The organism is Bosea sp. PAMC 26642 (assembly GCF_001562255.1).
In the GTDB taxonomy this organism is placed as follows: Bacteria; Pseudomonadota; Alphaproteobacteria; order Rhizobiales; family Beijerinckiaceae; genus Allobosea.
In genome coordinates this window covers 2,563,465-2,583,223 of sequence record NZ_CP014301.1, presented here as the reverse complement: position 1 = coordinate 2,583,223, position 19,759 = coordinate 2,563,465, and the positions used below count along the sequence as shown (strand labels likewise).

The following is a 19,759-nucleotide window of genomic DNA, read 5'->3' as shown; positions in this document are numbered from 1 at the left end:
AATGGAGGTGAAGAGAATGCCCCGCGCGCTGCCGGCTTCACACGACCCGAAACAAGAGGCGAGCGGCTTCTTCGGCCGGCGCATAGCCGATCATCTCGAGATGCCGGGCGACCAGATCGTCGATTTCAGGCCGCAAGGCGAGCTTGCGCTCGCCGTGACGCGTCTCTCCTGTGCCCGGCAGCGCCGCGAACGGACGGCGCCCGTTGCCATGGAGGCCGCCTTCTCGATCCTCCACCAGCTCGACGATCTCGACCGGCATTCCTGCTGGCTCGGCGGGAGGCAGCGCTATTCCGACGCGTTCGGTGCAGGCACGGTCAGCGTGATCGATCTGCGCGACGGGCCTCAATGCGAGTTTGGCGGCCAGTTCGACGCACTTCAGTTCTATGTACCCGCACAGGCCCTGAACGATATCGCCGACCAACACGGGGCTCCCGCGATCTCGACGTTACGATGGAAGCGGGACGTGCCCGACTCCATCGTGACCGGGCTTTCCCATGCGCTCATCCAGGCGACGGCCGAGCCGGGCGCCAACAGCCTTCTGGTCGATCAGCTGTCTCTCAGCCTGCTCACGCATTTTGCCGAAAGCTATGGCGGATTGCGGCGAATCAGGCTGCCGGAGAACGGTGGACTGGCGATGTGGCAGGAGCGGCGGGCCAGGGAGATCATGCAGGCGCGGCTGTCGTCGGAGCTGACGATCGCGCAGGTCGCTCAGGAATGCCGGCTGACGCCCAGCCATTTCGCGCGTGCCTTCCGGCGCAGCATGGGCCTGGCTCCCCACCGCTATCTGATGGAACTGAGGGTGGACGAAGCGAAAAGGCTTCTGGCCCAGCCGCATCTGCCCCTCGCCGACATCGCGCTGATCTGCGGCTTCGGCGACCAGAGCCATTTTACGCGGGTCTTCCGCCAGGTGACCGGCGCGAGCCCCGGAGCCTGGCGCCGGGCCAGGGAGGTCGGATAGCCAGGCCGGCGGCGCGCGGGTTCCGGACCCACGCAATCAGACCGATCGCAGGTTCCCGTCAGCGTGTCGCTTCGACCGGTCTCGGTTCCGGCGGTTCGAAAGCCTGGATGGGCGGCAGGTTTCCGTCGAAGCGCTCGACCTGGACCGTCGTCAGCTGCCCGGTGCAACCCTGTGCGAGAGCCGAGGTGCCGACGTCTCGCGTAAGGACGTTTGGATTGCCGTGCACGCAGAGCGGCTTGTCCTCGTCGGGATCGACGGGATCATACCAGGCCCCCGTGGGTAGCTGGATTACGCCCCGGCGGATGCCTTCGGTTACGATAACCGCCGCGAGACAGGCGCCGCGGTCGTTCGAGATGCGGATGATGTCGCCGTCGCCGACGCCACGCGCGGCCGCATCTTCGGGATGCATCCGCGCGACCTCGCGGCACCGGTGCTTGGCGTCGCTGCTATGGCCACCGAAATCGAGCTGGCTGTGCAACCGCGTGCGCGGCTGGTTCGCGACGAGGATGAAGGGCGATGCCGCGTCGGGCACATTCGTCGCCCCGAGCCAGGTGGGGTGGCCCGGGCAGTCCGCCTCGCCGAAACTGGCGATCGTTTCGGAATGGATTTCCAGCTTGCCGCTCGGCGTCGGCAGGGGACGGCCCGTCGGATCGTCGCGAAAGGCGTGCAGGCGACCGCCATCGTCGGGCTGCTGCGGCAGTTCGTAGCCTTCGCTTGCCCAGAACTCGGCGAAGCTTGGTGCCGGCAGGCCCTGCTGTGCGAGCGCTGCCCGTGTCGGCTCGTAGAGATGCTCCAGCCATTGGCGCACCGAACGGCCTTCGGTGAAGGCCTGCGCCGTGCCCAGTCGCTCGGCGAGGCCGGCGAAGATCGCGTAGTCGTCGCGTGCCTCGCCATAAGGTTCGGCCACGGGATGCATCGGCACGAGCAGCGGATCGTTCGAGTTGCCGCCGATGTCCTCGCGCTCCAGCGTCATCGTGCAGGGCAGAACGATATCGGCGTGACGGGCGGTCGCGGTCCAGGCGAGTTCGTGGACGACGAGGGTGTCGATCTTCGCGAAGGCCTGCCGGAGGCGGTTGAGATCCTGGTGGTGATGGAAGGGATTGCCGCCGGCCCAGTAGACCAGCCTGATATCGGGATAGGTCCGGGTCTGGCCGTTGTAGCGGTATTGCGTACCGGGGTTCAGCAGCATGTCCGAGATGCGCGCGACCGGAATGAAATCGGCGACGGCGTTGCGCCCTTGCGAGAAGGTCGGAATTGGGGCGGCGTTGTAGCGCCGTCCGTAATAGGCGATGGCGCCCAGCCCATAGCCATAGCCTCCGCCGGGGAGGCCGATCTGGCCGAGCGCAGCAGCCAGGACCATGCCCATCCAGACCGGCTGCTCGCCATGCTCGGCGCGTTGGAGCGCGTGCGCCACGACAACGAGCGCGCGTTTGCCGTGGAGCCGCTTTGCAAGCGCCGTGATCGTATCGGCCGACACGCCTGTGATGCTCGCGGCCCATGCCGCGTCCTTGGGTTGCCCGTCGCTCTCCCCGAGCAGGTAGCGCTCGAAGATCGGCCAGCCGACCGTGTAGCGTTCGAGGAAGTCTCGATCGTGCAGGCCGTTCACGACGAGCGTGTGGACCAGCGCCATCATCAGCGCGGTGTCGGTGCCGGGGATGCTGGAGACCCATTCGGCGCCGGCCTCCTCGGGCAGGTCCCCGCGCAGCGGGCCGACCAGCACGAATTCGCAGCCCCTGGCCCGCGCGCGATCCATCGCGCCGCGCTCGACATGCTTGCTGATGCTGCCGCCGGCGACCATGCTGTTCTTCAGCGCCATGCCGCCGAAGGCGATCACGATCTCGCTGTGATCGGCGATCTGCTCCCAGGAGACGTTGCGCTTCACCAGATCCTCGTAGTCGCCGATGATGTGCGGCACGAGGACGGCGGAGGCGCCCGACGAATAGCTGTTGACCGAGCGGACATAGCCGCCGGTCGAGGTGTTCAGGAAGCGGTGGATCTGGCTCTGCGCATGGTGGAAGCGGCCGGCGCTCGCCCAGCCATAGGATCCCCCGAAGATCGCGCCGGGTCCGTGATCGTCGCGCACGCGGCTGAGTTCGGCGCCCAGCAGATCGAGCACGGCGTTCCACGACATCGCGACATAGTCGTCGCGGCCGCGCCGGTCGTCGGGACCCGGACCGCGCTCCAGCCAACCACGGCGCACCATGGGCTGCGCGATCCGTGCGCGGTGACGCAATGCGGCGGGGAAATTCTGGATGATCTCGTTGGGATCCGGGTCGCCTTGATGCGGGCGGACTTCGAGCTGGCCGTCCTGCATCCGCGCCGAGAACACGCCCCAATGGGACGTGTGGGGCCGGAAGGTTTGCTCGGGGGCAGGGTCGCTGGCATCGAGCGTGGTGCTCATGGCGTCATCTCCGATACCGGCGCGTTATGGCGAAGGGCGGCTGATCCCAAGCCCGTTCCGAACGCAAGGCTCATGAACCGGAAGCCGGCTGATGTGTAGGCCGATAATCGCTGCGGTGCATTGCAAAATCCTGAGCCTATCTCACGCGCCAGGCTCAGGCTTCGTTCGGCGTCACGAGTTGGCAACGGGCGGCGGCGGAATCTCGCTGCCGCCAGAGTAGCCGGTGGATGAAGCCATCGGAAGCGAGGGACTTCGTTTGGCGCTACGTCGCGCCACGTGTGTTGACGTAGAGTCCATAGAGCGACTGGCTTGCCGCCATGAACAGGCGGTTGCGCTTCGCGCCGCCAAAGCAAAGGTTCGCACAGCGCTCCGGCAGGCGGATGCGCCCGATCGCCGTGCCCGCCGGGGTGAAGATCATGACCCCGTCCAGATCCTCGCGGCCCATCCCCCAGCCGCACCAGAGATTGCCGTCGACATCGAGCCGGAACCCGTCCGGCGTGCCGGGGCCTGCGTCGATGAAGGGGCGGCGGTTGGCAAGCGTGTCGCCCTCGACGTCGAAGGCGAGGATCAGCCGGTTCGGCACCGCGCGTGATTCGACGATGTAGAGGATGCTCTCGTCGGGAGAAAAGGCGAGCCCGTTCGGGCCGCGCAGATCTTCGGCAACCACAGAAAGCGTACCGGTCGCGCCATCGATGCGATAGACGTTCTGTAGCAATTCGGGCTCGGCGCGGTCGCCTTCATAGTCGCCGGCAATGCCGAAGACAGGATCGCTGAACCAGATCGAGCCGTCCGATTTCACCACGACGTCATTGGGCGAATTCAGGCGCTTTCCCTCGTGCCGATCCGCCAGAATGGTGATCGCTCCGTCGAGTTCGGTGCGGGTGACGCGACGCCCGCCATGCTCGCAGGTCACGAGCCGGCCCTGCCGGTCACGCGTATTGCCGTTGGCGAAATTCGACGGCTTGCGGAAGGTCGAGACGTTGCCGCTCTCTTCGTCCCATTTCAGGATGCGGTTATTGGGAATGTCGCTCCAGAGCAGATGGCGGGCATCGCCGAACCAGACCGGCCCTTCGCCCCAGCGGCAGCCGGTCGCAAGGCGTTCGACGGCGGCGCTGAACAGGCGATAGCGGTCGAAGGAGGGATCGAGGCTCTCGATACGGATGTCGGGATAACGTTCCGCCTGCTGCCAGCTCATCGGGACATCGCTTCCAACAAGAATCAGGGTTGCTTGTCTTCTGGTAGCATGAAGTCGAAATCGCAGCCCTGGTCGGCTTGCGTGATCGTATCGTGGAACAGGCGGGCATAACCGCGCCTGGCCCAGTCGGGCCGGCCCGGGACCACGAGGGCGGCATTGCGGCGTGCCAGTTCCGCCTCGTCGACGAGCAGGTCTATCCGCCTTGCCGGCACGTCGAGCCTGATACGGTCGCCGGTCTGGACCAGAGCGAGCGGGCCGCCGACGGCCGATTCCGGCGTGATGTGCAGCACGATGGTGCCGAAAGCCGTGCCGCTCATGCGCGCATCCGAGATCCGCACCATATCCTTGACGCCCTGGCGGCCGAGCTTCTTGGGGATCGGCAGGTAGCCGGCTTCCGGCATCCCCGGTGCCCCTTTGGGCCCGGCGTTCCGCAGGACAAGAATGTCGTCGGGGCCGACATCGAGATCGGGATCGTCGATACGCGCGGCCATGTCGGTGACGGAATCGAAGACCATCGCGCGGCCCTCATGCGTCAGCAGGCGCGGGGTTGCGGCCGAATGCTTGATCAGCGCCCCGCGCGGGGCAAGGTTGCCGCGCAGGACTGCCATGGCGCCCGTCGGCTTGATCGGCGACAAGGGCGAGCGAATCACGGTCTGGCCCGGCACGTCTTCGGCAGCCGCGACGACATCGCGTAGCGTGCCGCCTGCCACGGTCGGCGCATCGAGGTCGATCAGGTCGCCGAGCTCGCGCAGCAGCCTGGGCATTCCGCCAGCATGGTGGAAATGCTCCATGTAGTGGTCGCCCGAGGGCTTGAGGTCGATCAGCACCGGCACGGCGCGGCCGGTTTCGTCGAAGGCCTCCAGATCGATCTCGACGGAGACGCGGTTCGCCATCGCGGTCAGGTGGATCAGCCCGTTGGTCGAGCCGCCGATCGCCTGCAGCACGACCTGCGCGTTGCGGAAGGCGGCAGGCGTCATCAGTTCGCTCGGACGCGGACCGCCTGATACGGCGATTTCGGCAGCGCGCTTGCCGCTCGCTTCGGCCAACCGGAAGCGTTCGGCATGAGGCGCGGGGATGGTCGCGCTCATCGGCAGCGACAGCCCCATCGTCTCGGTGATGCAGGCCATCGTCGAGGCCGTGCCCATCACCATGCAGGTGCCGACCGACGGCGCCAGCCGCCCGTTGACGATCTCGATCTCGGCCTCGTCGATCTCGCCGGCGCGATGCGCGCTCCACAGTCGCCGGCAGTCGGTGCAGGCGCCCAGCACTTCGCCCTTGTGATGACCGACGACCATCGGGCCGACCGGAATGACGACTGTCGGCATATCGACGCTGGCGGCCGCCATGATCTGGGCCGGCAGGGTCTTGTCGCAGCCGCCGATGATGATGACCGCATCCATCGGCTGAGCCCGGATCATCTCCTCGGTGTCCATCGCCATCAGGTTGCGCAGATACATCGAGGTCGGGTGGGCGAAGCTCTCATGGATCGAGATCGTCGGGAACACCATCGGCATGGCGCCGGCCAGCATGACGCCGCGCTTGGCCGCCTCGATCAGCTGCGGGGCGTTGCCGTGGCAGGGATTGTAGTCGCTGTAGGTGTTGGTGATGCCGACGATCGGCCGGTTCAACGCATCGTCGGAATAGCCCATCGCCTTGATGAAGGCCTTGCGCAGGAACAGGGAAAACCCGGCATCGCCATAGCTGGTCAGCCCCTTGCGCAACCCCTTGGCCATGTCCCGTCTCCTCCGCGGCCGATCCACGCCAGCCTTTCTTCTCGTTTGACCATAGCCTGCCAGATTGTCAATAACCTATGGAGACTTGCCATCACATGAGCGATCCAAGCGCCGATTTCTGGATTCTGCTACCATAGTTATTGACAATTGATGCTTCCGCTGTTTCATTCCGCGCAATCAAAAAATGAAACCGGAGGAGGATCGCGATGACCAGGGGAAGTCTGTCTGCCATCATGTTGGGGGCCGCGCTGCTGGCCGGCACCGCCGCCGGCGCGCAGGAGCCAAAGCAGATCACGATGTGGTCGAACTGGCCCGACGAGCCGGCCAAGAAGGACTGGGTCTCGGCCCGGGTTAAGGACTTCGAGGCCGCCAACAAGGCCTGTTCGGTGAAGCTCAGCTTCATTCCAAAAGCCGACATCTACACCCAGGCGAAATCGGCCGTCCGCACCGGCCAGGCGCCCGACATCTTCTACATGGAGCCCGACCAGCCGGAATTCCTGGCCGGCGGCTTCCTCGAGCCGCTCGACGATCATATCGACCTGAAGGGGCTGGAAGACTGGGCCAAGCCGGCCTGGACGTCGAAAGGCAAAGTCTACGGCCTGCCGGTCGAGGCCTATACGGTCGAGCTCTACTACAACAAGGATCAGGTCAAGAAGGTCGGCGTCGAGGTGCCCGCCTCGTCCCAGCTGACACAGGCGGGCTTTCTCGACCTCGTCAAGAAGGGCGCAGCGGCCGGCATCACCCCGGTCTCGCAAGGCGTCGGCGACCGTCCGTTTCCCGGCGCGCTGCTGACCTACGAGTCCCTGCTGCGCAAGCTCGGCAAGGACGACTACGGCAAGCTCATGGCCGGCGAGCTCTCCTACAAGGATCCGCGCATCGCCGAGGTCATGGGGTGGATGAAAGAGCTCGTCGACGCCGGCGCCTATCCCAAGAGCTTCGCGACGCTGAAGCTCGGCGAGTCGCATTATTATTTCTACCAGAAGCCCGGCGCGCTGACCTTCCCCGATCCGAGCTGGTTCACCGGCCGTGCCTTTGCCCCGGCCGAGAGCGGGGGTATGCCAACGGATTTCCCGCTCGGCATCATGCAGTTCCCGGCGATGGACAAGGGGGCCTGCCCGACCTGCAAGACGCTCGCGGTCGCCGGCAGCTACGTCCTCTATTCCAAGAGCAAGAACAAGGACTGCGCCGGCGCGCTGCTCAAGTCGATGGCAACGGTCGAGAACGGCACGAAATGGATGGAGCAGGTCTCGCTGCAGACCGGTCTCAAATCCGATCCGGCCAAGATCAAGTCGCCGCGCGAGGCCTATTTCAAGGAGCTGAACGCGCGCAACGAAGGCGTCGACTACTTCTTCGGCACGCCGCTGTTCCACTACCGGGCCAAATGCGCGGAGACCTTCACCCAGGTGATGAACAACGCGTTCCCGGCCGGGCTGATCAGCGTCAAGGACGCCGCCGAGAAGATGGACGCGGCCTGCCTGAAGGGCTGACTCGGACATGACCGACGTGGCCACCATCGAGGCTCCAGCGACGGCGCGCGCCCCAGGCGCGCCGTCGGGAGCGCGAGCCTCCGACCCCAGGCGCACAAGCTGGCCCGTCCTGGTCGTCTTCGTCGCGCCCGCTCTGCTCGTCTATTTCGGGCTGACGGCCTATCCCGCCTTCCGGACGATCTATGACAGCTTCTTCACGATCGAGGGGCTGGAGCGGATTCCCGTCGGGCTCGCCAACTACAACGCCCTGCTGCAGGACGAGACCTTCTGGGTCGCGGTCCGCAACACCTTCGTCTGGGCCTTCGTCGCGCCGGTGCTCGACGTCGCGACCGGCCTGCTTCTGGCGCTGGCGCTCTATGCCGGCGTTCCCGGCGCCCGCTTCCTGCGCATCGCCTGGTTCACGCCGGTGCTGCTCTCCTATGTCGTCGTCGCGATCCTGTGGATGTGGATCTACAATTACGACTGGGGCGTGGTGAACGTCGGCCTTCGCGCTGTCGGGCTCGACAGCCTGACGAAATCCTGGCTCGGCGACCCGAACTTCGCGCTCGCCGCCGTCATCGTCACCCATGCCTGGAAATGGGCCGGGTTCAATATGGTGGTCTGTCTGGCGGCGATCCACTCGCTGCCGTCCGAGGTGCTGGAGGCGAGCGAACTCGACAATTGCGGCTGGGCCGCCAAGCTCAGGCACATCATCGTGCCGATGCTCAAACCCACGCTGCTGAACCTCTACGTGCTCGCCTTCATAGGCAAGATGAAGGTCTTCGACCTCGTCTGGATCATGACCGGCGGCGGCCCGCTCTGGGCGACCGAAACCGTCTCGACCTATGTCTACAAGCGCGCCTTCAACTGGAACACCTTCGATCTCGGCTACCCGTCCGCGATCGCGACCGTCTGGTTCGGCGTCGTCTGCGCGGCGGTGATCCTGCTCAACCGGGTCTTCCGATCCAAAGACCGTCTGGAGTATTGACCGTGCGCGTCTCCCCGATGATGCCGCGCCTGTTCGGGCGCGGGGCGCTCACCCTCGTGATCGTCGCCTATACGGTCTACACGCTGGGTCCGTTCCTGTGGCTCGCCACCATGTCGGTGCGCACCACCGGCGAGATATCGGCCGACCATTACGCCTGGCCCCGGGTCTTCCACTGGGAGCAGTTCCGGATCGCCTGGGTCGATTCCGACTTCGCGACCTATTTCTGGAATTCCGCCATCGTCGTGATCAGCGCGGTGGCGGTGGTGACGCTGGTGGGAGCCGCCGCCGCGCATGCGCTGGCGCGCTACCGCTTTCGCGGCAACCGCCTGATCTACGGCATCCTGTTCTCGTCGATCATCTTCCCGCCGCAGATCACCCTGATCTCGCTCTACCAGATCCTGGTCGACTACAACCTCTACAACAGCCTGATCGGGCTGACGCTGGTCTACATCTCGCTGCAGCTGCCGCTGACGGTGTATCTGCTGGAAGGCTTCTTCGCCCGCATTCCGCAGGATCTGTTCGACGCGGCCAAGATGGACGGCTACGGCGACATCGAAATCTTCCGCCGCATCGTCCTGCCGATCGGCATGCCGGCGATCGCGACGACGCTGATCCTGAACTTCATCCAGCTCTGGAACGAGTTCCTGTTCGCGGTCGTGCTGATCACCGATCCCGACAAGCGCACCTTGCCGATCGGCATCCGCGCCTTCATGGGCGACCATTTCCAGGACATCGGCATGATCGCGGCCGGCGTGATGATCTCGGTCATCCCGGTGATCCTGGCCTACGCATTCTTCTCGGAAAAGCTCATCCGCGGCATGACCGCCGGTGCGGTCAAGTAGAGGTCATCATGGCAGTCGTGCAGCTCAGCAACATCTGCAAGCGCTATGGCGGGAGTGGACCCGTGGCGGTCGACAATGTCGACGTCACCATCGGCCATGGCGAGTTCATGGTGCTGCTCGGTCCTTCGGGTTGCGGGAAATCCACAACCTTGCGCATGATCGCGGGGCTGGAGACGATCTCGTCAGGCACGCTCTCGATCGACGGGCGCGTCGTCAACGAGGTCGCTGCCAAGGACCGAGACATCGCCATGGTGTTCCAGTCCTACGCGCTTTATCCGCACATGACCGTTGCCGAGAACCTCTCCTTCGGGCTGCGCCGCCGCAACATCGACCGGGCCGAGATCGACAAGCGAGTCAAGGAAACGGCCGGCATGCTGGGCCTGGACACCCTGCTGGAGCGCAAGCCCAATGCGCTCTCGGGCGGGCAGCGCCAGCGCGTGGCGCTCGGCCGGGCCATGGTGCGCGAGCCGATCGTCTTCCTGTTCGACGAGCCCTTGTCCAATCTCGATGCGGCCTTGCGCGTCAACACCCGCAACGAGCTGATCCGGCAGCATCACCGCCTCGGCGCGACGATGATCTACGTCACGCATGACCAGGTCGAGGCGATGACGATGGGCACGCGGATCTGCGTGATGAACGGCGGCAAGGTCGCCCAGATCGGCGCGCCGCTCGATGTCTATTGGCAGCCGGCCGACACCTTCGTGGCACGCTTCCTCGGCTCGCCGCCGATGAACCTGCTGACCCTTCGCGCGGGCTCCGATGCACGCATCGACAGCCAGGCCGTGCAGGCCCCGCTGGCGCGCTGGTCGCCGGCGGCCCTCGCACCGCTCGCCGGCCAGGATGTCGTCTTCGGCGTCCGGGCGGAGGATTTGCATCTGCAGGCCGAGGCCACCGGCCCCGACCACGGCCGCATTCGCGGCAAGGTCTTCGCGGTCGAGCCGCTCGGGGCCGAGACGCTGCTCGCGCTCGAAGTCGAGGGCGGCTTCGAATGCACCGCCCGCCTGCCGCGCGACACCCGCGCCGATATCGGCGACGTCGTCGATCTCTACTTCAAGCGAGAGGCGAGCTATCTCTTCGACGCCGCGACCGGCAAGGCGATCGCGCCGATGCAGACCGCGATCGTCGACGATGCCCGCCGCCGCCAGAACCAGGGCGTCCATTGACCGCCCCTTTGCGCATCGGGCTCGTTGGAGCCGGCTGGGTGACGCAGCATCATCTGCGCGCCTGGCAGACGCTAGCCGGCCGCGCCGAAGTCGTGGCGATCGCCGACCCCTCGGCGCCGGCCCGCGAGGCCCGCGCCGAAGCTTTCGCCATCCCCAAGACCTATGCCGACGCCGCCGCGATGCTTTCGGCCGAGCGGCTCGACGCTGTCGATATCGCGGCGCCCCGCGCGGTCCATGCCGATCTCGTGCGTCTCGCCGCCGCCCATGGTGTGGCCTGCCTGTGCCAGAAGCCGCTGGCGCCGACGTATGACAAGGCACGCGACCTGGTCACGGAGATTGACGGCCGGATCCGGCTGATGGTCCATGAGAACTGGCGCTTCCGTGCCTGGTATCGCGAGATCGCCGGCTGGCTCGCAGCCGGCAGGATCGGTGCGCCCTTCGCCGCACGGCTGTCTTTCGTCACCAGCGGCACCTTGCCCGATCTCGATGGCCGCTATCCGGCTCTGGAGCGCCAGCCTTTCATGCGCGGCGAGGTGCGGATGCTGGTCTCGGAAGTCCTGATCCATCAGATCGACACGCTGCGCATGCTGCTGGGGCCGCTAGAAGTCGTGGCCTGCACGATGAACCGCATCTGCACCGCTCTCGTCGGTGAGGACACCGCGATCATCCAAATGCAAGGTCGCAACGGGCTCGGCATCCAGATATTTGCGACCTTCGCCGCCCATGGCCACCCTGCCGTCGCCGCCGACAGGCTCGAGATTCTCGGACCCAAGGGTTCGATCAGGCTGGATGGCGGCGCTCTCTCGCTTGCGGGAGCTGATGCAACGACGCAGAGTTTCGATCCGGACGCGACCTACCAGGGCTCATATGACGCGACGATCGCCCATTTCGTCGATCGGCTCGATGACGGGCAGCCATTCGAGACCGCGCCAGAGGACAATCTTCAAACACTGCGCCTGGTCGAGGACTGCTATCGCCTCGCCGGGCGCCTGGAGGCCCGCTGATGTCGGAGATGGACGTCCAGGGTGTCGCGACGCTGCGCCGCGACGATGTCGACAAGGTGATCGCGTGTCTCGAGGAGGACATCATCTTCGGGCGGCTTGAACCCGGCCTGCGACTGACCGAGGACATGCTGATGGCGCGCTACGAAGCGTCCCGGCATTTCGTGCGGCAGTCGCTGGTCGAGATGGAACGGCGCGGGATCGTCCGGCGCGAGAAGAACATCGGCGCGACCGTCCGCTCCTATTCGCAGGCCGAGGTCCGGCAGATCTACGACGTGCGGGAGATGCTGACGCGGCAGGCCGCTTTGATGGTCGAGCTGCCGGCATCCCGGAGCCTGCTGGACGAACTGCGGCGGCTTCAGGACATCTATCGAAAGCGCGCCGAGGAGGGCGATCTTCGCGGCGTTCATGACGCCAACGACGCCTTCCACATCGCGCTCTTCGAGGCTTGCGGCAATCCCTATCTGGTCAGGACGCTGCAGGACTATATGGACCTGACGCTGACCATGCGCGCCAAGAACCTGGCGAACGCCGACGGCCTGCGCCTGTCGATCAGCCAGCACGAGCTGATGATCGAACTTCTGCGCGGTCGCGACGCCTGGGCGTTCGCGCAGCTCTGTGTCGATCACATGCAGACCAGCAAGGCGGACTATCTGCGGCGCGTGGCCGTGGCGGACGAATATGACGGCGATGCCGTCCGGTACCGCCATAACGGATGAGGCGGCAATTGGGTTCGGATTGAAAAGATCTCGGCCCTGCGCAGGTTCCAGGTCGAGGTAGCTTGCGTCCGCTCTCGATCCTGACCGGCAATGGAGGCCTGTTCCTCGGTTTCGAGATGGAGCGCGGCGCCGACGGAGCGTCCAAACCGGCTTCATCGAGAAGGTTTCTCCGATCCAACTCAAAATGCGAAAAACGCAAAGATGATCCAATGCAGGGGCCGGCGGCACGGCTAATGTCATGCGCCTTTCCAGGAGCCCCGCATGTCCCCGACGATCGAACGCGTCAACAGCAGTGAGCGCCTGCCGACCGAAGCCGACGTCGTGGTGATCGGCGGTGGTATCGTCGGTGCTTCGGCTGCCTATTTTCTGGCGAAACGAGGCCATTCCGTCGCGCTCGTCGAAAAGGGCATCGTCGGCGGCGAACAGTCGAGCCGGAACTGGGGCTGGTGCCGCAAGCAGAACCGCGATGCGCGGGAATTGCCGCTCGCCCTGCGCGCGATGGAACTGTGGGACAGGTTGGGCGGAGAGATCGGGCGCGACGTCGGCTTTCGCCGCAGCGGGCTTGTCTATGTCAGCAACGACGCTGCCCAAATCGCCCAGTGGGACAAGTGGCGCGAGATCGCGCGGCAGTTCGATATCGATACCCGCATGCTCTCGGGCGGCCAGATCGCGGCCATGGCCGGCATTGCCAGCAAAAGCTGGCTCGGTGGCGTCCATTCCGTGACGGACGGCAAGGCGGAGCCGGCGCTTGCCGCGCCCATCATAGCCGATGGCGCGCGCCTGAACGGGGCAACGCTCCATCAGGGCTGTGCGGCGCGTGGCATCGACATCAGCAATGGTGCGGTCGCGGGCGTCATCACGGAAAAAGGCACGATCAGGACCCGCTCGGTCATTCTCTCCGGCGGCGCCTGGGCATCGACCTTCTGTCGCCGTCACGGGATTGCCTTCCCGCAGGCGAGCGTCGTCCAGACGATCCTGCGTACGGAGATCGCGCCGCAGTTCATGGACGCGTTGTATACGCCCGACTGTGCACTGACGCGCCGGCTCGACGGCAGCTACACGATAGCAATCAGCGGCAAGGCCAAGCTGGAAGTCACGCCGCAAGGCCTGCGCTATGCCCGCGACTTCCTGCCCATGTTCGTCCGGCGGCTGAAGGCACTGGAGCTCGGCATCGGATCGTCGTTCTTCAAGGGTCCCGAAGCCATGGGAAGCTGGGCCTTCGACCAGGAGACACCTTTCGAACGCATCCGCATACTCGACCCGGCTCCCAACCGCAGCACCGTCACCCAGACGATGACACGGGCGCGCGCGCTCTATCCGGCCCTCCAGGATGTGGCCATTCGCGAAAGCTGGAGTGGGTGCGTCGATTCGACACCGGATGCGGTGCCCGTGATTTCGCCTGTCGCCGGGCTGAGAGGCTTCGTCCTGGCCGCCGGCTTCAGCGGCCACGGTTTCGGGCTCGGGCCGGCAGGAGGGCATCTGGCCGCGGACCTCGCCGTCAACGATACGCCAATCGTCGATCCCTATCCCTTCCGGCATTCGCGCCTGCTCGATGGGAGCCGGGGAGAGATCGGGGAGTTTTGAGCGTTTGGCGTCTCGGTCATGCGATTCCGGTGGGGTCATCGCGCCTAAACGAAACATCGCGCACTCAAGTCAAGGTTGAACAGATGAAGCCTTCGATCCTCGTTCTGGCCCGGGCCGGCGGTAACCCCGTCGCGACTCGCTTCACCAAAGGCGGACTTTCGGCACAGGACCCATTCGCCGACATCCGCGAGATCGCCTGGAGCGACGAAGGTGGCATCGCGGCCGGGCGCGTGCCGTTGGAAAGCAGGCGCGACGTGCGCGATTTCCCGCATATCGAAATGCTGGTGGTCGAGACCGGGTCGCTGACGCTGACAAGCGGTGCGACCGCGCTGGTGATCGGCCCCGGTCGCGGCGCCGTGATTGCGCCAGGTACGGATTTCACAGCGGAAGGCACACCCGGTACGCGCTTCAGCTTCTGCAGCGCTGCCGTCCCGGCGGAGCTGCCGGCTGGTATCTTCGAGCTGGGGCCCGATGCGCCGCTCGCGCCGTCGAAGCCGCCGCCGGCCGACATGCTCGAAAGCGAGATGCCGCAATGCCGCAGCTCGCGGAAGTTCGACGACACGCGCGCGGGCTTCATCGCCGGAACCTGGGATTCGACCGCGTACCAGCGCAAGATCCGCCCGCATCCCGTCCATGAACTGATGCATCTGATCGAGGGCTCGGTCGAGCTGACCGGCAGCGATGGCGAAGTCACAAGGCTCGATGCCGGCGATTGCGGTTTCATCGCGCGCGGTGCCGATAACCGCTGGGACAGCCGCGGCAAGGTGGCGAAGTTCTACGCGGTGCAGGGGTAGGGCATCGCGCTGTCCGCGCTGGGCTTCGGCGGCGAAACGTCCGTCGTCAGCGTGGCAGGGACAGTGTTTTGTTCCTGGCGCTCAGCCTGGCACGACGGCAACGGCGTCGATCTCCACCAGGAAGCCATGGTGGAGATCGGTCACGGGTACGACGGTGCGGGCCGGGCGCGCATCGCCGAGCAAACCGGCATAGACCGCGTTGAAACGCGGCCAGTTGGCCACGCCGACGATATAGGCGGTGACCTTGACAAGATGCTGCGGCCCGCCGCCGGCGGCTTTCAGGATCGCCAGCATGTTGGCGATCGCCTGCGTGGCCTGCGCCTCGAAATCCTCACCGAGGCAAGGACTTCCATCTGCCCTGATCGGAAGCTGCCCGGAGACATAGAGGTGCCCTCCTGCGACGACGCCTTGCGAGTAATGGCCGGCGGGGGCCGGGGCGAAATCCGTCGAGATCGTGACGATTGAAGGGCTCATCGCGGTCACCAGCCCCCGAACCGCTGCCATCGCGCCTCGACGATATCTGAAGCGCCGCGCACCACATGATAGGCCTGGTGCTGGGCCGAGGTCGCGCAGGCGTGGTTGGGAAGAATCCGTACCCGGTCTCCAAGGCTCAGCTCCGGCAGCACGCCGTCCGATCCCGGCCGAACCGCGACGATGCCATGTTCCTGGTTCGCGCCCGTCACGATGACGTCCGCATAAGGCACACCCGCGATGTCGCAGACGATGCCATAGCCCTGATTGACGGCCTGCCTGGAGGTGCCGCGATCCTGCGACATGGCCATCCAGCCGGCATCGATTACGATCCAGCCCTTGTCGCGCTGATGGCCGATCACAGTGGCCAGGACGGAAACGGCGATATCCTCGACCTTGCAGACGCCGATGCCGGTCATCACCAGATCGAAGAAGACGAACACGCCGGCGCGCATCTCGGTGACGCCGCTCAAATCCTCGGCGAAAAAGGCCGTCGGCGTCGAGCCGACGCTGACGACGGGGCAGGGCAAACCCGCCTCGCGGAGGATCGCGGCGGCATTCACCACCGCACGGCGCTCCTCTTCCGCGCATCGGCGCAGGGCCTCGGCGCCGCGTGCGGAGTAGCTCTCGCCGGCATGGGTCAGCACCCCGCGCAACTCGGCGCCCTCGGCCAGCGCCCGTCCAATCCCGACGAGCAGCGCCGCGTCCGTCGGCAGCACGCCCGAGCGATGGCCGTCGCAGTCGATCTCGATCAACGCCGGAATCGCGCTCCCGGCCTGCCGCGAGGCAGTCGCGACCGCTTGCGCCTGTTCGATCGAGTCGAGCACGACGACGATATCGACGCCCTTGGCGCGCAAGGCGAGAATCTGCGGCAGCTTCGAGGGTGCGATGCCGACGGCATAGATCAGATCCGTCACCCCGCCATCGGCGAACTGCGTCGCCTCCTTCAGCGTCGAGACGGTCGCCGGACCTGCCGGAGATGTCATGACACGGCGCGCCGCTTCGATCGACTTCGACGTCTTGAGATGCGGGCGCAACGAGACGCCCAGTCGATGCAGCCGCTCTCGCAGCCTTGCGACATTGGCGTCCATCCGCTCGAGGTCGAGGACGAGACAGGGTGTCTCCACGTTCCGCAGCGTCGCCGACGCCCCCTCCTTCGTATCTATCCAGCCGATCGTCGCGGCATCGTCCATCGTCTGGGTCTCCACATGCATCGCCACGTCAGGTCGTTGCCGCCGCTGGGACGGCCCGTGTTTCATGTCGGCGCGCCCTGGCAAGGCCGCGCCCCAAGCGAGGGTCAGGCGCCGTAACCGACGATCGCCTTCGTCTCGAGATATTCCTCGAAGCCGGAAGTGCCGTATTCGCGCCCGTTACCGGACTGCTTGTAGCCGCCGAAGGCCGCATGACCGTCCCAAGCCGGATAGTTGATATGAACCTGGCCGGCCCGGATTCGTGCCGCGAACCGTCTCGCGCGCTCCAGGTCCGCGGACTGAACGTGCGAGCCGAGACCATAGACGGTGTCGTTGGCGATCCTCAGAGCTTCCTCTTCGTCGCTATAGGGAATGATTGTCAGGACAGGACCGAAAATCTCCTCGCGGGCGATCCGCATGTCCGGGCGGACTTCCGAGAAGATCGTCGGCCGGGCAAAATAGCCCCGGCTGAGATGGGCCGGCCGGCCGAGGCCGCCGGCCACCAGCTTGGCGCCTTCGGCAATGCCTGCTGCGATCATCGCCTGAACGCGGCCATATTGCGCTTCGTTGGCGATCGGCCCCATCGTCGTCGTCTCGGCGCGGGGATCGCCGACCTGGATATCGGCCGCTGCCGCAGCCGCCAGGGCCTCCACCTCCCCGAGGCGCGCCACCGGGACGATCATCCGCGTCGGCGCGCTGCAGGACTGGCCGACATTTCGCATGCCTGCAAGCACGCCCTTGCCGACACCGATGGCGAAATCGGCATCGTCCAGAAAGACGTTGGGCGACTTGCCGCCGAGCTCCTGCACCACCCTTTTGACCGTCGGCGCGGCGGACTGCGCGACCAGAATGCCGGCCCGAGTCGATCCCGTGATGGAGATCATGTCCACCTGGGGATGAGCGGAGAGCGCGGCGCCCACGGATTCGCCCGTGCCATTGACGAGGTTGAAGACGCCCGGCGGCACGCCGGCGTCATGGATGACGTCGGCGAAGAGAAGCGCGCTGTATGGCGAGAGTTCGCTCGGCTTCAGGACGACCGTGCAGCCAGCTGCGATCGCGGGCGCAACCTTGGCCGTAATCTGGTAAAGTGGCCAGTTCCACGGCGTGATGAGCGCGCAGACTCCGATAGGCTCCTTGGCGGTGGCCGTCGTGCCGTTGAGCGACCGGAACCGGTATGAGCGCAGCACGTCCATCGCGACGCGAACGTGCTCGATGGCATAATGCACCTGCGTCGCGCGCGCGAAGCCGATGGCCGCGCCCATCTCCATCACCAGCGCGTTGGCGAAGAGATCCGCCCGCTGCTCGATGAGATCCAGAATTCGGCCGAGAAGACCTAGCCGCTCCTCCACCGACGATTGCGAGAAGGAGGCGAAAGCCCGGCGGGCGGCCTCGACGGCGAGGTCCACATCGTCGGGGCCGCCGAGCGCGATCTGGCCGATCATGTCTTCTGTAGCGGGATCGACGACGGCCCGCGTCAGGGCGAGCGTCGATGCGCGCCAGACGCCGTCGATATAGAACTGGTCGGCATGGCGGATGGGCATGGCGGCTGTGCCTTTCCAGTTTGGGCTTCTGGATGTTGGTCGGGGCCTGCGGGAGGGCGCTAGCCCAAAGCCTGGCTGACCAGCGTGAAGGACTTCGCCGCGCTCGCCTGCCGGTCCGCGCCCCGGGTCATCTCGACGCTGCGATCGACATTGTGAAGGCCGGAGCCTTCCAGGAAGTCGGCGAAGACGCCTTCCGCCCTGGGAGTATCCATACGCAGGAAACCGCCGGCGTGTGCCTGCACATGCGGGCTCGCCAAGCCGATGGCTTCGGCGTCGCTCGCGCAGACGATCGGACCGACGACATGGCCCCGGCCGAAGCGTCTGCAGATCGAGAAGCCCGAGACTTTCCCCGCCTTTTCCCTGACGAACGCCGTCCCGATCTGTTTGAGGGCGGTCAGCAGCACGGTGCGGTCGCCGCACGTCGCCTCTGCGTCAAGCGCGATGATCGCCGGCCAGTCCTCGTCGCGGGCGGCTCTGACCGTCGGATCGAGTGCGACTGCGTTGGATGTCGCGATGCCCTGGTGCTGGGTGACCGACCCGGTGACACGAAAGCCCATCTGCTCGTAGAGCGGGCGACCTGCTTGCGTCGCCGTCAGGCGTATCGTCCTGTCGCCGGCGAAGGCGATCAACTCGGCCATCATCCGCCGTCCGGTGCCTTTTCCCTGCTGGTTGGGCATGACGATGACCATGCCGATCGTCGCAAGCTGCCCGCCATAGGGCCACCACATCGCAGACCCAACCACTTCGCCTTCGGGATTCATTGCGACGAGGCCTTGGCCGACCTTGTGGAACAGTTGCCAGTCCTCCAATCGGTGCGGCCAGCGCACTTCGACGGACAAGGCATGACAGGCCTGGATATCGGCCGCTTCCATCGGGCGAAGTGTGGCCGGGTCCATCGGGACTTCCATTGTCGTCGCTTCGGCAGATCCTCCAGCGCTCATAGGCCGAGCAGTCCGGGGAGGGCGCGGATATCGGCAATCTCGTGAGTCGAATAGAAGGGGTTGGATGGCTCGTGGCCGCGATTGACGAAGACCCGGGTGCCGAAGTGCATGTCGTGGGCCGTCATCAGGTCATAGCGGAATGAGGAGGAGCAATGCATCACCTCCTCGGGACGGGCGCCGAGCACGTCGAGCATGAACTCGAACCCCTGCATCTGCGGCTTGTAGGCGCCGGTCTCCTCGGCGGTGATCACCTTGTGGAAGGGGCAGCCGATCTTCTCGATCGAGGGCGGTATCAGATCGACCATGGAATTGGTCAGCCCGACGATCGGAAACGCCTTGGCGACGCGAGCCAGCGCTTCGGGAACGTCGGGATGGGGACCCCAGGTCGGAACGGCGGCATAGACAGCGTCGGCGTCGCTCTCGCGATAGGCGATGCCGTGCGCCCTGGTGGTGCGGATCAGCGCGTTGGCGACCACGTCCCTGTAGGGCTTGAAGGCGCCGAGCACCTCATCGAGGCGATAGGAGGAAAAATCGGCGATGAAGGCGTCCATCTTCTCTTGCGGGACGCGGTCCGCATAAAGCCGGCGCGCGACCGGCGCCATCTCGAAATAGATCAGGGTGCCGTAGCAATCGAAGGTGATGAATTTCGGTCGAAGCGTGGCCATCGAGATCTCCGGTCATCACGGACGAGGTGTCTCGTCTCGCTCGACGCGATAATACCGGCCTGTCGCCACAGTCTCATCCTGAATGCAGGTCCTTCCGGACTGCAATC

17 protein-coding genes and 1 pseudogene are annotated in these 19,759 nt (G+C 65.7%); 10 read left to right on the top strand and 8 right to left on the bottom strand.

What is annotated here, in order from left to right:
• Positions 1 to 16: 16 nt before the first annotated feature.
• A complete protein-coding gene (locus AXW83_RS12475) occupies positions 17 to 958 on the top strand; it encodes an AraC family transcriptional regulator (RefSeq protein WP_066613948.1) in 942 nt (313 codons plus the stop codon).
• Between the two features lie 58 nt (positions 959 to 1,016).
• Here AXW83_RS12475 and AXW83_RS12470 read toward each other — a convergent pair whose 3' ends face one another.
• The 3 genes from AXW83_RS12470 to AXW83_RS12460 form a co-directional block, all read right to left on the bottom strand.
• Positions 1,017 to 3,359: a molybdopterin guanine dinucleotide-containing S/N-oxide reductase gene (locus AXW83_RS12470; RefSeq protein WP_066613946.1), complete on the bottom strand. Its 2,343-nt coding sequence runs from the start codon at positions 3,357 to 3,359 to the stop codon at positions 1,017 to 1,019.
• A 262-nt stretch (positions 3,360 to 3,621) separates the two neighbouring features.
• Positions 3,622 to 4,554, bottom strand: coding sequence for an SMP-30/gluconolactonase/LRE family protein (locus AXW83_RS12465; protein ID WP_066613944.1), 933 nt, complete (start codon positions 4,552 to 4,554; stop codon positions 3,622 to 3,624).
• Positions 4,555 to 4,577: 23 nt separating this feature from the next.
• A complete protein-coding gene (locus AXW83_RS12460) occupies positions 4,578 to 6,287 on the bottom strand; it encodes an IlvD/Edd family dehydratase (protein WP_066613937.1) in 1,710 nt (569 codons plus the stop codon).
• Between the two features lie 206 nt (positions 6,288 to 6,493).
• Between AXW83_RS12460 and AXW83_RS12455 the strand changes: the two genes are divergently transcribed.
• The 9 genes and pseudogenes from AXW83_RS12455 (at position 6,494) to AXW83_RS12420 (ending at position 14,844) form a co-directional block, all read left to right on the top strand.
• On the top strand, positions 6,494 to 7,774 hold the full coding sequence (locus tag AXW83_RS12455) for an ABC transporter substrate-binding protein (protein ID WP_066613935.1): 1,281 nt from the start codon (positions 6,494 to 6,496) through the stop codon (positions 7,772 to 7,774).
• Between the two features lie 7 nt (positions 7,775 to 7,781).
• On the top strand, positions 7,782 to 8,741 hold the full coding sequence (locus AXW83_RS12450) for a carbohydrate ABC transporter permease (RefSeq protein ID WP_066613933.1): 960 nt from the start codon (positions 7,782 to 7,784) through the stop codon (positions 8,739 to 8,741).
• 2 nt (positions 8,742 to 8,743) lie between these two features.
• A complete protein-coding gene (locus tag AXW83_RS12445) occupies positions 8,744 to 9,583 on the top strand; it encodes a carbohydrate ABC transporter permease (RefSeq protein ID WP_236841894.1) in 840 nt (279 codons plus the stop codon).
• Positions 9,584 to 9,591: 8 nt separating this feature from the next.
• Positions 9,592 to 10,746, top strand: coding sequence for an ABC transporter ATP-binding protein (locus AXW83_RS12440; RefSeq protein ID WP_066613931.1), 1,155 nt, complete (start codon positions 9,592 to 9,594; stop codon positions 10,744 to 10,746).
• Between the two features lie 38 nt (positions 10,747 to 10,784).
• Positions 10,785 to 11,750: a Gfo/Idh/MocA family protein gene (locus AXW83_RS12435; RefSeq protein ID WP_168166032.1), complete on the top strand. Its 966-nt coding sequence runs from the start codon at positions 10,785 to 10,787 to the stop codon at positions 11,748 to 11,750.
• Positions 11,750 to 12,466, top strand: a complete 717-nt coding sequence (locus tag AXW83_RS12430; RefSeq protein ID WP_066613927.1) for a GntR family transcriptional regulator — start codon at positions 11,750 to 11,752, stop codon at positions 12,464 to 12,466. Before AXW83_RS12435 ends, AXW83_RS12430 begins: the two co-directional genes overlap by 1 nt.
• 6 nt (positions 12,467 to 12,472) lie before the next feature.
• A pseudogene (locus AXW83_RS28250) lies at positions 12,473 to 12,606 on the top strand (dihydrodipicolinate synthase family protein); the annotation flags it as partial.
• 121 nt (positions 12,607 to 12,727) lie between these two features.
• On the top strand, positions 12,728 to 14,050 hold the full coding sequence (locus tag AXW83_RS12425) for an NAD(P)/FAD-dependent oxidoreductase (protein ID WP_066613925.1): 1,323 nt from the start codon (positions 12,728 to 12,730) through the stop codon (positions 14,048 to 14,050).
• Positions 14,051 to 14,133: 83 nt separating this feature from the next.
• A complete protein-coding gene (locus tag AXW83_RS12420; RefSeq protein WP_066613923.1) occupies positions 14,134 to 14,844 on the top strand; it encodes a cupin domain-containing protein in 711 nt (236 codons plus the stop codon).
• Between the two features lie 81 nt (positions 14,845 to 14,925).
• Here AXW83_RS12420 and AXW83_RS12415 read toward each other — a convergent pair whose 3' ends face one another.
• The 5 genes from AXW83_RS12415 to AXW83_RS12395 all read right to left on the bottom strand — a co-directional run bounded on the left by AXW83_RS12415 (position 14,926) and on the right by AXW83_RS12395 (position 19,652).
• The gene (locus AXW83_RS12415) at positions 14,926 to 15,318 is read right to left on the bottom strand and encodes a RidA family protein (RefSeq protein ID WP_066620400.1); all 393 of its coding nucleotides are present in this window, start codon (positions 15,316 to 15,318) and stop codon (positions 14,926 to 14,928) included.
• Positions 15,319 to 15,323: 5 nt separating this feature from the next.
• Positions 15,324 to 16,529, bottom strand: coding sequence for a DSD1 family PLP-dependent enzyme (locus tag AXW83_RS12410; protein ID WP_442855248.1), 1,206 nt, complete (start codon positions 16,527 to 16,529; stop codon positions 15,324 to 15,326).
• A gap of 83 nt (positions 16,530 to 16,612) precedes the next feature.
• Positions 16,613 to 18,046, bottom strand: a complete 1,434-nt coding sequence (locus AXW83_RS12405) for an aldehyde dehydrogenase family protein (protein WP_066613921.1) — start codon at positions 18,044 to 18,046, stop codon at positions 16,613 to 16,615.
• A gap of 59 nt (positions 18,047 to 18,105) precedes the next feature.
• The gene (locus AXW83_RS12400; protein ID WP_066613918.1) at positions 18,106 to 18,942 is read right to left on the bottom strand and encodes a GNAT family N-acetyltransferase; all 837 of its coding nucleotides are present in this window, start codon (positions 18,940 to 18,942) and stop codon (positions 18,106 to 18,108) included.
• Between the two features lie 41 nt (positions 18,943 to 18,983).
• The gene (locus AXW83_RS12395) at positions 18,984 to 19,652 is read right to left on the bottom strand and encodes a haloacid dehalogenase type II (RefSeq protein ID WP_066613917.1); all 669 of its coding nucleotides are present in this window, start codon (positions 19,650 to 19,652) and stop codon (positions 18,984 to 18,986) included.
• Between the last annotated feature and the right edge of the window lie 107 nt (positions 19,653 to 19,759).

Coding starts and splice junctions, on each gene's coding strand:
- AXW83_RS12475 (WP_066613948.1), top strand. CDS start 17: ATGCCCCGCGCGCTGCCGGCTTCACACGACCCGAAACAAGAGGCGAGC.
- AXW83_RS12470 (WP_066613946.1), bottom strand. CDS start 3,359: ATGAGCACCACGCTCGATGCCAGCGACCCTGCCCCCGAGCAAACCTTC.
- AXW83_RS12465 (WP_066613944.1), bottom strand. CDS start 4,554: ATGAGCTGGCAGCAGGCGGAACGTTATCCCGACATCCGTATCGAGAGC.
- AXW83_RS12460 (WP_066613937.1), bottom strand. CDS start 6,287: ATGGCCAAGGGGTTGCGCAAGGGGCTGACCAGCTATGGCGATGCCGGG.
- AXW83_RS12455 (WP_066613935.1), top strand. CDS start 6,494: ATGACCAGGGGAAGTCTGTCTGCCATCATGTTGGGGGCCGCGCTGCTG.
- AXW83_RS12450 (WP_066613933.1), top strand. CDS start 7,782: ATGACCGACGTGGCCACCATCGAGGCTCCAGCGACGGCGCGCGCCCCA.
- AXW83_RS12440 (WP_066613931.1), top strand. CDS start 9,592: ATGGCAGTCGTGCAGCTCAGCAACATCTGCAAGCGCTATGGCGGGAGT.
- AXW83_RS12430 (WP_066613927.1), top strand. CDS start 11,750: ATGTCGGAGATGGACGTCCAGGGTGTCGCGACGCTGCGCCGCGACGAT.
- AXW83_RS12425 (WP_066613925.1), top strand. CDS start 12,728: ATGTCCCCGACGATCGAACGCGTCAACAGCAGTGAGCGCCTGCCGACC.
- AXW83_RS12420 (WP_066613923.1), top strand. CDS start 14,134: ATGAAGCCTTCGATCCTCGTTCTGGCCCGGGCCGGCGGTAACCCCGTC.
- AXW83_RS12415 (WP_066620400.1), bottom strand. CDS start 15,318: ATGAGCCCTTCAATCGTCACGATCTCGACGGATTTCGCCCCGGCCCCC.
- AXW83_RS12410 (WP_442855248.1), bottom strand. CDS start 16,529: ATGCATGTGGAGACCCAGACGATGGACGATGCCGCGACGATCGGCTGG.
- AXW83_RS12405 (WP_066613921.1), bottom strand. CDS start 18,046: ATGCCCATCCGCCATGCCGACCAGTTCTATATCGACGGCGTCTGGCGC.
- AXW83_RS12400 (WP_066613918.1), bottom strand. CDS start 18,942: ATGGACCCGGCCACACTTCGCCCGATGGAAGCGGCCGATATCCAGGCC.
- AXW83_RS12395 (WP_066613917.1), bottom strand. CDS start 19,652: ATGGCCACGCTTCGACCGAAATTCATCACCTTCGATTGCTACGGCACC.